The organism is Polaromonas sp. P1_F8 (assembly GCF_056405635.1).
Window position 1 is genome coordinate 178,312 of sequence record NZ_JBFUBS010000002.1, and the last position, 16,748, is coordinate 195,059.

Sequence of the window (16,748 nt, forward strand, 5' to 3'; positions counted from 1 at the left end):
TGTGAAAGGCGCAACCGGCTTATTTAGCCGCCACCGCTTCCTGGTTGGTGGCGACCTGAGCCCGGGTGGTCTCGGTCGCGGCTTCCAGGCGGCGTTCCTTGCGCTCGATCAATGCCTTCTTGTATTCGTTCGGGAAGACCTTCACAAACTTCAGGCGTGACTCGCTCCAGTTGTCCAGCAACTCGCGCGCGCGCTTGCTGCCGGTCCAGCGGTTGTGGTCTTGCAAGAGGCGCTTGAGCAATTCCTCATCGCTTTGTTCAGCATGCCAGTCGGCCTTGTCGTGGGTGTGCTGCTCGGCTGTGGTGACGATGCGGTCCATGGACACCATGGAGGTGTTGCAGCGCGTCGCAAACAAGCCGTCTTCGTCGTACACATAGGCCACGCCGCCGCTCATGCCGGCGGCGAAGTTGCGGCCGGTCTTGCCCAGCACCGCGACCGTGCCGCCCGTCATGTATTCGCAGCCGTGGTCGCCCGTGCCTTCAACGACCGCCGTGGCGCCCGACAGGCGCACGGCAAAACGTTCGCCGGCCACACCGCTGAAGAAAGCTTCGCCGGTGGTCGCGCCGTACAGCACGGTGTTGCCGACGATGGTGTTTTTCACCGCGTCGCCGCGAAAGTCGATGCTGGGGCGCACGACGATGCGGCCGCCCGACAGACCCTTGCCGGTGTAGTCGTTCGCGTCACCGATCAGGTACATGGTGATGCCCTTGGCCAGGAAGGCGCCGAAGGACTGGCCGCCCGTGCCTTCAAGCTGGATGCGCAGCGTGTCGTCCGGCAGGCCTTGCGGGTGGTGGCGTGTCAGCTCACCCGACAGCATGGCGCCGACGGTGCGGTTGACGTTGCGCGCCACTTCGATGAACTGGACTTTTTCGCCCTTTTCAATGGCGGCCTTGGACTTTTCGATCAGACGCACATCCAGTGCTTTTTCAAGCGCGTGGTCCTGCTCCATCACATGCATGCGCGGCACGTCGGCCGGCACGTTCGGCTGGTAGAACAGGCGAGCGAAGTCAAGGCCGCTGGCCTTCCAGTGCTCGATGCCTTTTTGCGTGTCGAGCAGGTCGGCGCGGCCGATCAGGTCGTCAAACTTGCGCACGCCGAGTTGCGCCATGAGCTGGCGCGCCTCTTCGGCGACGAAGAAGAAGTAATTGACCACATGCTCGGGCTTGCCGCTGAATTTCTGGCGCAACACAGGGTCTTGTGTGGCCACACCCACAGGGCAGGTGTTGAGGTGGCACTTGCGCATCATGATGCAGCCCTCAACGACCAGCGGCGCGGTGGCAAAACCGAACTCATCGGCGCCCAGCAGCGCGCCGATGATGACGTCACGGCCGGTCTTCATCTGGCCGTCGGCCTGCACGCGGATGCGGCCGCGCAGGCGGTTGAGCACCAGGGTTTGCTGGGTCTCGGCAAGACCAATTTCCCAGGGCGAACCGGCATGCTTGATGGACGACCAGGGCGAAGCGCCCGTGCCGCCGTCATGGCCGGCGATCACCACGTGGTCGGACTTGGCCTTGGCCACGCCCGCGGCAATGGTGCCCACGCCGACTTCACTGACCAGCTTGACGCTGATGCTGGCGCGCGGGTTGACGTTCTTCAGGTCGTGGATCAGCTGGGCCAGATCTTCAATCGAATAGATGTCGTGGTGCGGCGGCGGAGAGATCAAACCGACGCCGGGCACCGAGTAGCGCAGGTGGCCGATGTATTCGCTGACCTTGCCGCCAGGCAGCTGGCCGCCCTCGCCGGGCTTGGCGCCCTGCGCCATCTTGATCTGGATCTGGTCGGCAGACACCAGGTATTCGGCCGTGACGCCAAAACGCCCCGACGCAACCTGCTTGATGCGCGAACGTAGCGAGTCGCCGTCTTGCAACGGTAAATCAACCTCAACCTGTTTAGGGCCGATCACGCTTTTGAGGGTCTCGCCCTTCTTGATCGGGATGCCTTTGAGCTCTTGCCGGTAACGGTTCGGGTCTTCACCGCCCTCGCCCGTGTTGCTCTTGCCGCCGATGCGGTTCATGGCTACGGCCAGCGTGGCGTGGGCCTCGGTGCTGATGGAACCCAGAGACATGGCACCGGTGGCAAAACGCTTGACGATCTCTTTGGCCGGCTCGACTTCATCAATCGGGATGGCTTTGGACGGATCAATCTTGAACTCGAACAGGCCGCGCAGCGTCATGTGACGGCGGTTCTGGTCGTTGATCAGCTGGGCGTATTCCTTGTAGGTGTTCCAGTTGTTGGAGCGCGTGGAATGCTGCAGCTTGGCGATTGCATCGGGCGTCCACATGTGGTCTTCGCCGCGCACGCGCCAGGCGTATTCGCCGCCGGCGTCCAGCATGTTGGCCAGCACCGGGTCGTCGCTGAAGGCGGCGCGATGCATGCGCAGGGCTTCTTCAGCGATCTCGAACACGCCCATGCCTTCGACCTGGCTGGCGGTGCCGGTAAAGAACTTCGCCACGGTGTCGCGGTTCAGGCCGATGGCCTCGAACAGTTGCGCGCCGCAGTAGCTCATGTAGGTCGACACGCCCATCTTGGACATGATCTTGGACAGGCCCTTGCCGATGGCCTTGGTGTAGTTGTAGACGGCCTTGTCGGTGCTGAGGTCGCCCGGCAAACCTTTGGACAGCTCAGCCAGCGTTTCCATGGCGAGGTAGGGGTGCACGGCTTCGGCGCCGTAGCCGGCCAGCACGGCGAAGTGGTGCACTTCACGGGCGGAGCCGGTTTCGACCACCAGGCCGGCGGTTGTGCGCAGGCCTTCCTTCACCAGGTGCTGGTGAATGGCCGACAGGGCCAGCAGGGCCGGGATGGCAACCTGCGTGGCGCTGATGCCGCGGTCGCTGATGATCAGGATGTTCTTGCCGTCCTTGATCGCGTCGACCGCCTCGGCGCACAGCGAAGCCAGCTTTGCCTCGACACCTTCATGGCCCCAGGCCAGCGGATAGGTGATGTCCAGGGTGTAGCTCTTGAACTTGCCCTGGGTGTGCGACTCGATATCGCGCAGTTTCTGCATGTCGGCCACGTTGAGCACCGGCTGGCTGACTTCCAGCCGCATCGGCGGGTTGACCTGGTTGATGTCCAGCAGGTTGGGCTTGGGGCCGATGAAGGACACCAGCGACATCACGATGGCTTCGCGTATCGGGTCGATAGGCGGGTTGGTCACCTGCGCGAACAACTGCTTGAAGTAGTTGTACAGCGGCTTGTTCTTGTTGGACAGCACAGCCAGCGGGCTGTCGTTGCCCATGGAGCCGGTGGCTTCCTCGCCGTTGGCGGCCATCGGGGACATCAGGAATTTGATGTCTTCCTGCGTGTAGCCAAAGGCCTGCTGGCGATCAAGCAGCGCGATGTTCGAAGCCGCGGGCACAGTGACCGGAGCGGTCTTGGCGGCCTTGCCTGCCACGTCGTCCAGCTTGATGCGCAGGTTTTCAATCCATTGCTTGTAGGGCTTGCTGTGGGCCAGCGTGGCCTTGATTTCCTCGTCGTCAACCATGCGGCCCTGTTCCAGGTCGATCAGGAACATCTTGCCGGGCTGCAGGCGCCATTTGCGCACGATCTTGTGCTCAGGAATCGGCAGCACGCCGGATTCGGAGGCCATGATGACCAGGTCATCGTCGGTCACGCAGTAACGCGAGGGGCGCAGGCCATTGCGGTCCAGCGTGGCGCCGATCTGGCGGCCGTCGGTGAAGACGATGGAGGCCGGGCCGTCCCAAGGCTCAAGCATGGCGGCGTGGTATTCATAGAAGGCCTTGCGGCGCTCGTCCATGGTGGTGTGCTGCTCCCAGGGCTCGGGGATCATCATCATCACGGCCTGGCTGATGGGGTAGCCAGCCATGGTCAGCAACTCAAGGCAGTTGTCGAAGGTGGCGGTGTCGGACTGGCTGGCAAAGCTGATGGGATAGAGCTTTTGCAGATCGGCGCCCAACACCGGCGAAGACATCACGCCTTCACGCGCCTTCATCCAGTTGTAGTTACCCTTGACGGTGTTGATCTCGCCGTTGTGCGCCACATAGCGGTAGGGGTGGGCCAGCGGCCACTCGGGGAAGGTGTTGGTGGAAAAGCGCTGGTGTACCAGGCCGAGCGCCGAGACGCAGCGTGGGTCGGTCAGGTCGCGGTAGTAGGTGCCCACCTGGTCAGCCAGCAACAGGCCCTTGTAGACCACCGTGCGGCTGGACATGCTGGGCACGTAATATTCTTTGCTGTGAGTCAGGCGCAGGTTCTGGATGGCCGCGCTGGCGGTTTTGCGGATCACGTACAGCTTGCGCTCCAGCGCGTCCTGCACGATCACATCGTTGCCGCGGCCGATGAAGATCTGGCGCAGGATGGGCTCTTTTTCGCGCACGGTGGGCGACATGGGCATGTCGCGGTTGACCGGCACGTCGCGCCAGCCCAGCAGCACCTGGCCCTCAGCCTTGACGGCGCGCTCCAGCGCCTGCTCGCACGCCAGGCGGGATGCGTGCTCTTTGGGCAGAAACACCATGCCGACGCCGTACTCACCGGGCGGCGGTAGCTGCACGCCCTGGCTGGCCATTTCTTCGCGGTACAGCGCGTCGGGCAGCTGGATCAGGATACCGGCGCCGTCGCCCATGAGCTTGTCAGCGCCCACTGCGCCCCGGTGGTCGAGGTTCTCGAGGATCTTCAGGCCCTGCTGGACGATGGCGTGGCTTTTGTGCCCCTTGATGTGCGCCACGAAACCGACGCCGCAGGCATCGTGTTCGTTCGCACCGGAGTACAAACCGTTTTCTTCAAAATGCTTGATTTCAGCAGCCGTGGTCATGGCAATTCCTCGTCAGTTGGGGATGACGGCGATGCCCGAACGACCGTTAAAGGCCCTGGCAACGCTTCCATCCGCAAGGTTCATAATTTTTCGCAGGGAATGGGAGCATATTGCATTGCAACAACAATGCCAAGCGCTTTAAATGGGGTCAGATTCTAATTAAATGTCGATTAATTTAATCAACAATAAATTGGGGACATATTAATTCCAAGCGCATCAAGCCTGGATAAATAAGGAATCAATCGTCATCCAGCATCTCAGCCACGCGTAGAGGCGGGCGCCCCGCCTGGTTCCTGGTGACACGGCGCTCCGTGCGCTTCTGCAACTCCACCAAAAAGCCATCTCCACCCAGGGCCCAGCCGCTCAGGGCGGATCGGGTCAGCTGGTCTTGCTGCTCCAGCGTGATGCCGGCGCGCACCAGTTCGGCGTAGGCCGCTTCACGGGCGAAGGGCGTGTTGCCCAGCGCCCAGACCAGCGGGTGCGGCGTAAGCAGGCCGTCGACCCGCAGGCCTGCGTAATGGCCGTAGCTGGACCACGGATAGTCTTTGACCTCGGCCACCAGTCCCGCGCGGACCGGATTGAGGTCCATGTAGGCCATGCACGCCAGCAGGTAGCGCTCGGCCTCGATCACGGTGGCCCGGTAACGCCCTTCCCACAAGGTGCCGGAGCGGGCCTGGCTGTCGTTGAAGTAACGCACATAGCGCCGCCCGGCCGCTTGCATCATCTGCGGGAGGCTTTCTGCTGTGGACGGCGTGGCGAGCAAATGGAAATGGTTGTCCATCAGCACGTAGGCATGCAGGGCAACGCCGAATTTTCGGGCGCTTTCGTCCAGCAGCGCCAAAAACATCTGATGGTCGGCAGCTGAAGAAAACACGGCTTGCCGGTTATTCCCCCGCTGGATGATGTGGTGGGGGTAACCGGGAAGCGTCAGACGGGGAAGACGGGCCATGGGATGCAATGTCGGGAGTTTGCACCATGATAAAAGGAATCTGACCCCGATTTTTGCCGGCAGCAGTCCATCGAAGCGCCGTTAAAACACCCCGGAGTAAAGGCGCTTAACGAACGACTTTGCCGTCAGGCGTGATGGTGACGAGGTCAATCGCACGCACTGATTCGTATTTCTTGGGGCGCAGGTTCACACGAAAGCCGCCCACGTCGTAGTCCGTCATGGTTTCAAACGCCTTTTGCAGGCCTGCCCGGTCGGGCTTGCCGCTGCCGGCCGCACTGCGACGCACGCCTTCGGCAAAAGTACGGGCAGCAATATAACCCTCCACACTCTCGTAACTCGGCGTCTGGTCCGTCTGGTTCAATACATCCAGGTACTCCTTGATGATGGGCGTACCCGTACTGCGTGGCGACGGCACCACCTGCGAGATCACCACACCGCCTATCTCCTTGCCCAAGGCACTGAATAGCGGATCGATACCCACGACGGAGAAATTGAGGAACTGCCCGCCGAAGCCGGCCTGGCGCATCTTGCGGATGAACGCTGCCGATGAATTGAACAGGCTGACCTGAATCACGGCCTGGGGTTGCGCCTTCATCAGCTGCGCCACCGCAGCATCGACCTTGTCGCTGTTGACGGGCGACAGGGCGCTGCCAACGATGGCTGGGCGCTTCAGGTCGATCAGGGCCTGGTTCACCGCTGCAAGGCCGCCCCGCCCCATGGCGTCATCTTCGGCAAATACACCGATACGGTCCTGGTTGAGGGTGGCGCAGTGGCGTGCAATTTTGTAGGCCTCGTCGGCCAGCGCCGGGCGCACATGAAAGATGTTTGCCAGAGCAGGATCATGCAGCGCGTCCGACGCCGCAAAAGGTGCGAAAAAGAGCGCCCCGGATGCCTTGGAAGCGGCAAACGCGGCATCACAGCTGGCTGTACCGGCAAAGCCGAACAGCGCATCGACGCCTTCGTCGATCAACTGCTTGGCATTGGCGGCAGCCTTGGCCGGGTTGTAGCCGTCGTCGAGTGTCTTGACTTCTATCCTGTGGCCGCCGGCACCGCCCTTTGCATTGATGGCATCGAAATAAATCTTTGCCCCATTCAGATACGCCAGGCCGATCTGGTCGGCTGCACCTGTCAAGGGCACTGATTGGCCAAGAAGAATCTTGCGGCTGGTTTTGCTTTGAGCCCAGAGCGCAGGGCTTGCTACCGCAGCGCCCGCGGAAACCCCGCGAAGAATTAGTTGACGTCGATTGAAACCCATGAAAACACCTTTTGAGAGACGAAATAGCCAAAGCAGGTTTGATGCCCGTACTCCAGCATGCGCTCAATATTCCGAAGAAATGTCACAAATTGTGCGCAGACCCTCAGCGTAATCTGTGCGACCCCCAAAAACCACCGTGGAAATGCCAACACGTCATAAGCCTATGCGCATGGGGCGCCAACATGCGCCCGTTCAAGTGCGTTGTCGGGCAGATCCAGGCAGGCGATGAAGCAAGATTGCCAACACGAGGGCGATGGCGCAGCTGGCCGTCGCAAGCCAGCCCGTCCATTGCCATCCTCCCGCAGTGCCGGCCACCCAGGCAACCAGCGGAGGACCGACAAATTGCCCCAGCGCCGACCACTGCTGGACCCAGCCGACGGTGGTGGACACGGCATCACGGCGGGGCGCAAGCTGGATGGCCAGGTTAAACAGTGTTGCGGGGATCAGGCCGCCCACCATCGAGAAGACCAGTATGGCCACGTACTGTATTTCCGGGAGCAATTGCACGGCAAATGCGAGCTGCGCGCCTCCAGCCATCGACAGGAAGCCTGCGCCAAGCAGAACCACCGGTCGTACACCACGCTCCAGCAGCCTGCCTGCCGCGACGTTGCCGATGATATTGACGGCCGCCGCAAGCGCCGTAAGCCATGCCACCCACACACCGCTCACGCCAGCCTGGGTGTAGATGGACGGCAGGAACCCGACCACGGCAAGCCACTGTCCCGAGTACATCGCAAAAGCAACAGCCATGTACCAGGCTGCGCGCGACCGCAGGGTCGCACGGACAATATCTCCGCCACGGAAATGAGGAGCCGGCGATTGCCGGGGGGGCATGCCATCATGCAGATGCCCCTCTTCTGCAGGAACTTGCCACACGACCAGCAAAGCCAACACTGCGGCCAGCGCGGCCAGAAGCCACCACAAGATTCGCCAACCCCAGTCAGGTGCGGCCAGGCCGATGATCGCGGGGCCGCCCAGCAAGGCCAGAGAGGCGCCCAGCGGCATGTAGGCGCCCCATACTCCCAGCATGCCGTTGAGCCGCTCTTGTGGCACCAGCTGGCGGATCAGGGCTGGAGCCGGTAACACCACCCAGAGGAATCCCAGCCCTTCGAATACACGTGCGGTCAGCAGCCAATGCACATCGGGAGACATGCCGCCCAACAGGCCGGCACCGGACAACACCAGCAGCCCGGCCACCATGCTGCGCTTGAGGCCGGCACGCTGCACAACAAGCCCGATGAGCAGCCCGAGCACCATACCCGCCAGCTGCACCAGCGACAGCAGAAATCCGGCCTGCAGCAATGTCACGCCCAATACCTTTCCCAGCACAGGCAGCGCAGGCGGTAGTTTTCCCACGTAAAGGGCGGCCACCACACCGGCAGCCACCACGTACCTGGCCGCATTCGGGCCCGGGGTTGTTGCTGGCCGGGGCTCAGTCAAGTTGTTTGCTGCGATGGGCGGCCACAATTCCACCTAAACCGGAAAGGCTGCGCGCCCCTTAAGGCGTTCATGCTCTTTGGCGGCAAAGCGGTCTGTCATGCCGGCAATGTAGTCGGCGACCACCCTCTCGGGTTTTGCGCCCGCCGCATGGGGGGCATCAATGCCGTCAAACCGGTCGATGTGAGCCTGCGGCATCTGGGCCGGGTCGGCCATATAGGCTTCGAACAGATCACGAACTACCTGCTTGGCAGCCTGCGTGGTTTCCACCACTTTCGGGTGGCGGTACAAGTTTCGCAGCAAAAAACGTTTGAGGGATGCAGACTGCGTCGCCATTTCTTCGGTAAAACACACCAGCGCCGGATGCCTGCGAACTTCGTCCACGCTGGCAGGGGCAACCTTGTAAATCGCAAGCGATGTCGCATCCATCACGTTATAGACCTGCGCACTGAGCATGCGCCGTATGGTCTCAAACAGCAGCCGCCGGCCTTTCAAGGCCCGGTGCGCCAGCTGCGTTTCCCGGCAGTGTTGCGCGAACAGCTCGACACCCTCCAGTTGCTCCAGGCTTAACAGGCCGGAGCGCACGCCGTCGTCAATATCGTGTGCGTTGTAGGCTATTTCGTCCGCAAGATTGGCCAGTTGTGCTTCCAGACCGGGTTGCTGCCAGCGCGGCCCGTCAGCGGGCTCTACGAACCGGCGGGCAACACCGTCCGGCTCGCGGGCTTCAATATGGCGTGCATTGCGCCTGGAACAATGTTTCAGGATTCCCTCGCGCGTCTCAAAGGTCAGGTTCAGCCCGTTGTAGGCCGGATAGCGCTCCTCAAGGGAATCCACCACGCGCAGGCTTTGCAGGTTGTGCTCAAAGCCTGCGCTGTCTGGGTTACAGGCTTTCAGACACGCGTTCAAGGCATCCTGGCCGGCATGGCCGAACGGCGTGTGGCCCAGGTCATGCGCCAGCGCAATGGCTTCCACGAGATCTTCATTGAGCTGAAGCGTGCGGGCGATGGACCGTCCCAGCTGGGCGACCTCCAGCGAATGAGTCAGCCGGGTGCGAAACAAATCACCTTCGTGATTCAGAAACACCTGGGTTTTGTACACCAGGCGCCGAAAAGCGGTGGAGTGCACGATACGGTCGCGGTCGCGCTGAAACTCGGACCGGGTTGGCGCAGCAGGCTCGGCAAAGCGGCGGCCGCGCGAACGCGAAGGGTCACAGGCGTAGGGCTGGAGATTCATGGATTAAGCATAAAAACGACCGGAGTCCCATACCGTATAAGCGCAAGAAGCTCCTGAATTGATAGCAATCTCAGGTACTCCTTCCATATTTTCCGCCGCTTATGCACAGCACATATCTATGACACTGCGCACCATGGCATCCGGCGCGCTGCGAACGGCTGCCTTCCCGGGGCCGTCGATCACAACAAACCGTATCTCCCCCGCTTCGGATTTTTTATCGATTCGCATCAATTCGAGATAGCGGCCTGCATTATCGGTGGTTGACAGCACAGGTCCTCGCACCGGCAGGCCGCATCGTCGGACAAGATTGGTCAGGCGCTCCGTAAAAGGCTTGTCAACCAGGCCCAGACGCTCTGACAGATGCGCGGCCATCACCATGCCGCAGCCCACACCTTCGCCATGCAGCCATTCCCCATAGCCCAGGCCGGATTCAATCGCGTGGCCAAAGGTGTGACCGAAATTCAGGATGGCCCGCAAGCCCGACTCCCGTTCGTCCTGGCTTACAACCCATGCCTTGATCTCACAACTGCGCCGGATGGCGTGGGCCATGGCAACGGGCTCCCTGGCAAGCAGCTCTTGCAAGTTGGTTTCGATCCATTCAAGGAATGCCATGTCGGCAATGGGGCCGTATTTAATGATCTCGGCCAGGCCCGCACTCAGTTCGCGGGAAGGCAGCGTCGCCAGGACATCCAGGTCGCACACCACCTGCAAGGGCTGGTAGAACGCGCCGATCATGTTTTTACCCAGCGGATGGTTGATCGCCGTCTTGCCCCCTACCGACGAGTCCACCTGGGCCAGCAATGTCGTGGGCACCTGCACAAAAGGTACGCCGCGCATGTAGCTGGCCGCGGCAAAGCCGGTCATGTCCCCGACCACGCCGCCACCCAGGGCAAACAGCACCGTCTTTCGGTCGCAGCCGTTTTCCAGCAGGGCATCAAAAATCAATTGCAGGGTTGGCCAGTCTTTATGGGTTTCACCATCCGGCAGGGTGACCAGCAGCACCTTGTCATAGCGTTGCTGCAACGCACGGGTGAGTTGCACGGCATACAGCGGTGCTACGGTGGTGTTTGAGACTACCAGTGCGGTTGCGGCCTTAGGAATACCCAGATAGGTATTGCTGCTTCCCAGAAGCCCGCTGCCAATGACGATCGGATAGCTGCGTTCGGCCAGATCAATCCGGATTGTCGCAACGGCGGAAGAGGAATTTTCTTGCATGCAAGAAGTGTAGAGGCTTCCACCCTTTCCAAGGCTTGCCAATGGTTATGGCCGGCCAGGATGCGGAGCCATCGCGCCTGCCAGCTCCAGCTGCATCAGGATCATGTTGACCAGCGTAGAGACCGAGGGACGGCCTGTTTCAATGACAAAGTGTGCTGTTTCCCGATAAAGAGAGTCGCGGGCGGCGTAAAGGTCCCTCAGTCGCGCCAGCGGGTCAGCCACCTGAAGCAAGGGGCGGTTCTGGTCATGCCGCAAACGGCGAAAAACCTCTTCGGGAATGGAATGCAGGTAAACCACCTGCGCCCGCCCCCGAAGATGTTGGCGGTTGGCGGGGCGCAGCACAGCCCCTCCGCCGCTGGAGAGCACACAAGCCTCACCCTGAGTCAACTCATCGATGACCAGCTGCTCGATGTCGCGAAATGCGTCTTCACCTTCGCGCTCAAAAAACTCCCTGATAGAGCAACCGATACGTTGCTCTATCACCTGATCCGAGTCAATGAACCGCAACCCCATTCTTCGGGCAAGATGCCTGCCGACGGTGGATTTCCCCGACCCAGGCAAACCCACGCAGGCGATTCTCAACGGATGTGCATTCAATTGATCCATGAAACGGCTGCCGGGCGCGCAAGCATCGCCGGTCGGCCTGCTTGCGCATGAAGATAATAAACCAGCTATTTCAACGTTACCGGCGCTGCGCCGTGCAGCTGTGAAGCCTGACCTCCAATGCGCGCTGATAGCCCATTATCTGGTTTAACGCAGCGCGCCTCCATTTGTCAGCATCTTGGGAGTCAGGAACACCAGCATCTCTGACTTGGTGGCTGAGCGTGTTCTTTGCTTGAACAGATTACCGACGCCCGGAAGATCACCCAGGAAAGGAACCTTTGTTTCGTTATCGCGATCATTCTGCTCAAAAATTCCGCCAATCACCACAGTTCCACCATTTTCCACGAGTACCTGTGTCTGGATATGTTTGGTATCAATGGCAAAACCGTTAGAGGTTTCTCGCCCCACGCTGTCCTTGTTCACGTCAACATTAAGAATGATGTTGCCTTCCGGCGTAATCTGGGGGGTGACCTCCAGCTTCAGATTGGCCTTGCGGAAAGCAATAGACGTCGCACCGCTGGAAGTTGCCTGCTGATACGGCAATTCCGTGCCCTGCTCGATCAGAGCTTTGACCTGGTCTGCGGTAATGATTCGAGGGCTAGACACAATTTTGGTTTTGCCGTCTGCTTCCGAAGCAGAAATTTCAAGGTTCAAAAGCCTGGTCATTGACGAGTTGAAGAGTGACAAGGCAAACGTGGAAGCTCCAAATCCATTCTGACCAACGGCGGGCATACTCAGGAAGTCACCGGCATTGGTCCCAATGTTTCCTCCGAGAATAGCCGGTGTACCCGTAGGAACATTGGGTGCGATGTAAGTACTCCCGAACATAACGTTATTGGTAGTATTGAATGGCCGACCGCCCAACCTGACACCTAATGATTTACCCCATGAATCGGATGCTTCCACAATACGGGCTTCAATCAATACCTGACGGACGGCCACATCGAGCTTTGCAATCAGCGCTTGGACTTGCTCCAGTCGAGAGGGTATATCGGTAACGAATAACTGATTGGTACGCGTTTCTGAAATCACGCTTCCACGAGCCGAAAGTATCTTTGTTGCGCCGGCATTGGTGCCCAGCAATCCTGCGGCAATATCCGTCGCCTTTGCATAGTTAAGCTTGAAGTCCTGAGTACGAAGCGTTTCCAGGCTTTGAATCGCATTCTTTGATTCCAGCTCCAGCTTGTCTTTTGCTGCGAGTTCATCTTTGGGCGCTATCAGCAAGACGTTGCCCGTTTTACGCATCCCCAGACCCTTGGCTTGAAGAATAATGTCCAACGCCTGATCCCACGGCACATCTTTTAGGCGCAAGGTAACCGCACCAGTCACTGAATCCGACGTCACGATGTTGAAGTTTGTAAAGTCGGCGATCACCTGCAAGAGCGAGCGAATTTCAATGTTCTGGAAATTCAGGGACAGCTTCTCACCGTTATACCCAGGTCCTTGCGTCAGTTTGCTCGGATCAATTTTTTGCTGACGTACTTCCAATACAAACTGGTTATCGCTTTGGTACGCACTGTGCTCCCAAGCACCTTTGGGTTCGACCACCATGCGGACTTTGTCGCCCGTTTGAAACGTGGTGACGGTTTGTATCGGTGTACCGAAATCGCCGACATCCAGGCGCCGACGCAAGCCTTCGGGCAGCGCAGTTTTGAGGAACTCAACTACCAGAGTCTGGCCTTGCTGGCGAATGTCCACGCCCACCTGGTTATTAGGCAGGTCCACAACGATGCGGCCAGAACCTTCGACGCCCCGCCGAAAGTCGATGTCCTTCAAAGGAAGTGTGTCAGTGTTGCGGTTTTCTGCAAACACTGGCGGTGTAATGGCCGAGGGCGCCGCCACCGCTACGGAATCGAGGGTGATCAACAGCGATTTGCCCTGAATCTCGGCCTTGTACGCCGTTGGCACTTTGAGATTCAGGACCACCCGAGTCCTCTCCCCTGCTTGTACAACATTTGCCGAACGCAAATTTCCCAGGTTGATATCTACTGCAGACCGCCCCATGGAATTTCCCACACCCGGGAAATCCAGTGCGATGCGCGCTGGCGTCTGGATACTAAAGCCCGTTGGTACCGCGGCCAAAGGCTCTGCCAAATCGATTCGAATGACTTCTGCGCCTCCCTGAACTGATCCGGAAACGGCCTGGATGGCATTCTGTGCCTGCGCCAGCAAAGGAGAGGCAGCTACTGAAAATGCCAAACTGAGCGAAGCGCAACGCAACACACGCCCAAACAAAAGCTGCAGGCGGCCCCTTTTTTCCTGCGTCTCTAGTACCGGTGTCTGCTTGTTCATTTTGATCCCTCTAATAACTGTAATGTCGCGGTCCGCTCTATCCATTCACCCGCTGCGTCTTGCACTATTTCGCGCAAAGCGAGATCCGTTTCAGTGACTTTGGTGATTCGGCCGTAGTTCTGACCCAGGTAATTCCCAACCCGAGCCTGGTAAACCAGGTTGTCCACCCGCACCAGTGCGACGGGCTGTCCAACCTTGATTAGGCTGCCCACCATGACAATGGCATCCAAGGGATACGCCTCCAATGGTTCTTTGCGCCGGCTCAGTTCGGGTGCAATCAAGGCGGCGTTGGCCGTCGCCTGATTGGATTCGCGCTTCAAGGCCTGTGTCAGTTTTTGGTTGCTAAAGGGTTCAATTGAACTCTCCTGACCATATGGTTGCGGCGAAAACTTCGTGGGCTCCGGCAACGGCTCCACTTTTGGCTTGGTGGCATTACGCTGTTGCGTCATCCACTCCTGCAACTCCTCTTGCTCAGAAGAACCACAACCGGACAGGCCCAATAACGTTCCCGCCAGACTACAGACGACTATCGTGTATTTGCCTGCATTCATTTTTTGGCTCCCGGAGCACTCTTGCGCTGCAAGGCTACTTCGTCAGTATCCAGATAGCGGAACGTCTTGGCTGTGGTGTCCATGACCAGGATGCCGTCCTTGACTGGCGTTATGGTCAGGTTATTCAAAGTGACGATGCGGGAAAGATTGGCGATATCAGCGGCAAAAGCACCCATGTCATGGTATTTACCGGTGACTCGAACAGCGATCGGCAATTCTGCGTAATACTCTTTCACGCTGACCTGGCCAGGACGAAACAATTCGAACTGCAGACTGCGGCCCAAACCCGCCTGGTTGATATCGGAAAGCAACGCATCCATTTCGGCTTTGCTAGGCAGTTGCTTTTCAAGCTGCGTGACATATTGCTGAACCTGCTCGCGCTGCTTCTTTAGTGCGTCCAGATTAACGGCCTGCGCAAGCTTCTTTGAGTAATCGTCTTTGAGTTGAACCTCCTTGGCTTTCTCCAAGGTCAACTCTTCATCTGACGCACTGAGCCATACAAACCATAGAGCCACGACGACAAAAATCGTCACAGCCACACACAGGAGGTAACGCGGAAGCGCAGGCCAGGAAGGTGGGTCGTTGGCATCCAGACCCGTGAATTGGGATTTGAGACTGCTTTGAATCGCAGCAACGTCAATGGAATTTTTAGAGATTTTTGCCATGATCAAACTCGTTCATTCCGCCTCATACCTTGGCCGGCGCCGAGGCGGCCGAGGCTGGCTTGGCAGCCGCCCCAGACACCACCGGTACCGTCCCTGGGCCTGCCGGTGCTGAACCAGCCGTCTTCGGATCGCTGGCCCGCTTCAGCCCGACCCTCATCGAAAAATTGGATACCCTGCGCTGGTCACGTGCAGTCAAGGCCACCGTACTGGCGGTGATTTCAACAAGCTCCGGCCGGGTTAACCACGCACTGTTGTTAGCAAGGTTGCGCAACAGCTCCGAAACTCGCTCGTTGGACTGGGCGACACCGCTGATCAATACTGTCTGGTTTTCCTGCCGCATGGTTGTGATGTACACGCCATCCGGTAACTGCTTGACCAGTTCGCTCAGCAAATACACCGGCAGATTGCGGTTTCCCTGCAGATCTTCCACGGCATTCTGGCGAGCCCTGAGTGCGGAAATTTCTGCCTGCAGCGTGGCGATATCCTTGATCTGCCCTTCTAATCGGGTAATTTCCGTTTTCAGAAAATTGTTCTTTCCCCGCTGACCCTCAATCTGGGCAAGGTACCAGGAATAAACAGCGCCGCAAATAAGACCGCCGACCAAGGCCGCCATACCCAGCGTGGCAAAAAATACTTCGCGCCTGCGCTTGCGCGCAGCTTCGCGATGGGGAAGCAGATTGACGAGAATCACTGCAGAAACCTCCGCAAAGCCAGACCGCATGAGGTCAGATAGGATGCCGCTTCGCGCCGCATCTTCTTTTCACGTACGCCGTCACCGAGTTCCATTCCTTCAAAAGGATTGGCAAGCACGCAGGCAAACGACGTCTGCTGGGTAACGGAGTCGGTCAGACCTGGCAGGGCGGACGAGCCGCCGGCCAACATGACATAGTCAACTTTGTTGTGCGGTGTACTGGTAAAGAAAAACTGCAAGGCCCGTCCGATTTCCTGCGCCATGCTCTCGACAAAAGGCTTCAGCACGCCGGATTCGTAGTCTTCCGGCAAATCGCCACTGCGTTTTTTGCTTTCCGCTTCTTCAGGGGAAAAGCCGTACTGCCGAATGATGAGCTGCGTCAGCTGTGCTCCACCGAAGGCCTGGTCACGCTCGTAAAGTACTTCGTCGTTTTTGATGACCTGCATGCTGGTCGTCAATGCACCCACTTCAAACAGGGCCACCATGGTGTCCACGCCCTTGTTGGGAAGGCTCTCAATGAGGCGTGCGGTGGCCAGGCGAGAGGCATACGACTCCACATCTATAACAATAGGCTTGAGCCCGGCGGCTTCTGCCAGACCCTGCCTGTCCTGTACTTTTTCCTTGCGCGAAGCGGCAATCAGTACTTCAACGTCGCCGCTGGAGGTAGCGCTCGGGCCCACCACGCAGAAATCGAGACTGACTTCATCCAGAGAGAACGGAATATATTGATTGGCTTCGGATTCGACCTGGATTTCCAGCTCTGCGTCGCTGAGGCCGCCCGGGAGGATGATTTTCTTGGTAATGACTGCCGAAGCCGGCAGGGCCATTGCCACATTCTTGGTACGGGTTCCGCTTTTTTTAACGAGCCGGCGCACCGCGTCGGCCACTTCGTCGAATTTTTCGACGTTACCATCGGTAATCCAGCCTCGCTCCAGTGGTTCGATCGCACAGCGATCCAGCACCAGATTACCGGCCTTGTCACGGCTCAACTCCACCAGCTTGACACTGGATGAGCTGATATCTAAACCCAGCAAAGCGGGTTGTTGGCGGTTGAATAACGATCCCAGAGAGATCAAGGCGGTCCCCAAATGA

General features: G+C 59.0%; 13 protein-coding genes. 1 reads left to right on the forward strand and 12 read right to left on the reverse strand.

From position 1 onward, the window contains the following. Window positions 1-19 precede the first annotated feature (19 nt). From AC1D1J_RS09825 to AC1D1J_RS09855, 7 genes are all read right to left on the reverse strand, one after another. Window positions 20-4,765, reverse strand: a complete 4,746-nt coding sequence (locus AC1D1J_RS09825; RefSeq protein WP_477694570.1) for a glutamate synthase-related protein — start codon at window positions 4,763-4,765, stop codon at window positions 20-22. A 238-nt stretch (window positions 4,766-5,003) separates the two neighbouring features. After that, a complete protein-coding gene (locus AC1D1J_RS09830; RefSeq protein ID WP_477694571.1) occupies window positions 5,004-5,714 on the reverse strand; it encodes a transposase in 711 nt (236 codons plus the stop codon). Between the two features lie 106 nt (window positions 5,715-5,820). Further along, window positions 5,821-6,969: an ABC transporter substrate-binding protein gene (locus AC1D1J_RS09835; protein WP_477694572.1), complete on the reverse strand. Its 1,149-nt coding sequence runs from the start codon at window positions 6,967-6,969 to the stop codon at window positions 5,821-5,823. Between the two features lie 192 nt (window positions 6,970-7,161). Next, complete coding sequence (locus AC1D1J_RS09840; protein ID WP_477694573.1) at window positions 7,162-8,409, reverse strand: MFS transporter; 1,248 nt, start codon at window positions 8,407-8,409, stop codon at window positions 7,162-7,164. A gap of 33 nt (window positions 8,410-8,442) precedes the next feature. Continuing rightward, a complete protein-coding gene (locus AC1D1J_RS09845; RefSeq protein ID WP_457279729.1) occupies window positions 8,443-9,639 on the reverse strand; it encodes a deoxyguanosinetriphosphate triphosphohydrolase in 1,197 nt (398 codons plus the stop codon). A gap of 99 nt (window positions 9,640-9,738) precedes the next feature. Further along, window positions 9,739-10,854 carry a 3-dehydroquinate synthase gene (gene aroB / locus AC1D1J_RS09850; RefSeq protein ID WP_477686092.1) on the reverse strand — a complete coding sequence of 372 codons (1,116 nt, stop codon included), beginning with the start codon at window positions 10,852-10,854 and terminating at the stop codon, window positions 9,739-9,741. A 45-nt stretch (window positions 10,855-10,899) separates the two neighbouring features. Beyond that, entirely contained in the window at window positions 10,900-11,460 is a 561-nt protein-coding gene (locus AC1D1J_RS09855) for a shikimate kinase (protein WP_477686093.1), read from the reverse strand. On the opposite strand from AC1D1J_RS09855, the gene AC1D1J_RS09860 reads away from it, so the two are divergent. Beyond that, window positions 11,459-11,608 carry a hypothetical protein gene (locus tag AC1D1J_RS09860; RefSeq protein WP_477686094.1) on the forward strand — a complete coding sequence of 50 codons (150 nt, stop codon included), beginning with the start codon at window positions 11,459-11,461 and terminating at the stop codon, window positions 11,606-11,608. The genes AC1D1J_RS09855 and AC1D1J_RS09860 overlap by 2 nt on opposite strands. Here the strand turns inward: AC1D1J_RS09860 and AC1D1J_RS09865 are convergent. From AC1D1J_RS09865 to AC1D1J_RS09885, 5 genes are read right to left on the reverse strand one after another with little or no spacing between them, the layout of a single operon-like run. Further along, window positions 11,605-13,749 carry a type IV pilus secretin PilQ gene (locus tag AC1D1J_RS09865; RefSeq protein WP_477694574.1) on the reverse strand — a complete coding sequence of 715 codons (2,145 nt, stop codon included), beginning with the start codon at window positions 13,747-13,749 and terminating at the stop codon, window positions 11,605-11,607. The genes AC1D1J_RS09860 and AC1D1J_RS09865 overlap by 4 nt on opposite strands. Then, window positions 13,746-14,300 carry a pilus assembly protein PilP gene (locus AC1D1J_RS09870; protein WP_477686096.1) on the reverse strand — a complete coding sequence of 185 codons (555 nt, stop codon included), beginning with the start codon at window positions 14,298-14,300 and terminating at the stop codon, window positions 13,746-13,748. The genes AC1D1J_RS09865 and AC1D1J_RS09870 overlap by 4 nt, the downstream gene beginning before the upstream one ends. Then, on the reverse strand, window positions 14,297-14,965 hold the full coding sequence (locus AC1D1J_RS09875; protein ID WP_477686097.1) for a type IV pilus inner membrane component PilO: 669 nt from the start codon (window positions 14,963-14,965) through the stop codon (window positions 14,297-14,299). The genes AC1D1J_RS09870 and AC1D1J_RS09875 overlap by 4 nt, the downstream gene beginning before the upstream one ends. A gap of 22 nt (window positions 14,966-14,987) precedes the next feature. Then, on the reverse strand, window positions 14,988-15,656 hold the full coding sequence (locus AC1D1J_RS09880) for a PilN domain-containing protein (RefSeq protein ID WP_477686098.1): 669 nt from the start codon (window positions 15,654-15,656) through the stop codon (window positions 14,988-14,990). After that, window positions 15,653-16,732, reverse strand: coding sequence for a pilus assembly protein PilM (locus AC1D1J_RS09885; protein ID WP_477686099.1), 1,080 nt, complete (start codon window positions 16,730-16,732; stop codon window positions 15,653-15,655). Before AC1D1J_RS09885 ends, AC1D1J_RS09880 begins: the two co-directional genes overlap by 4 nt. Window positions 16,733-16,748: the final 16 nt, after the last annotated feature.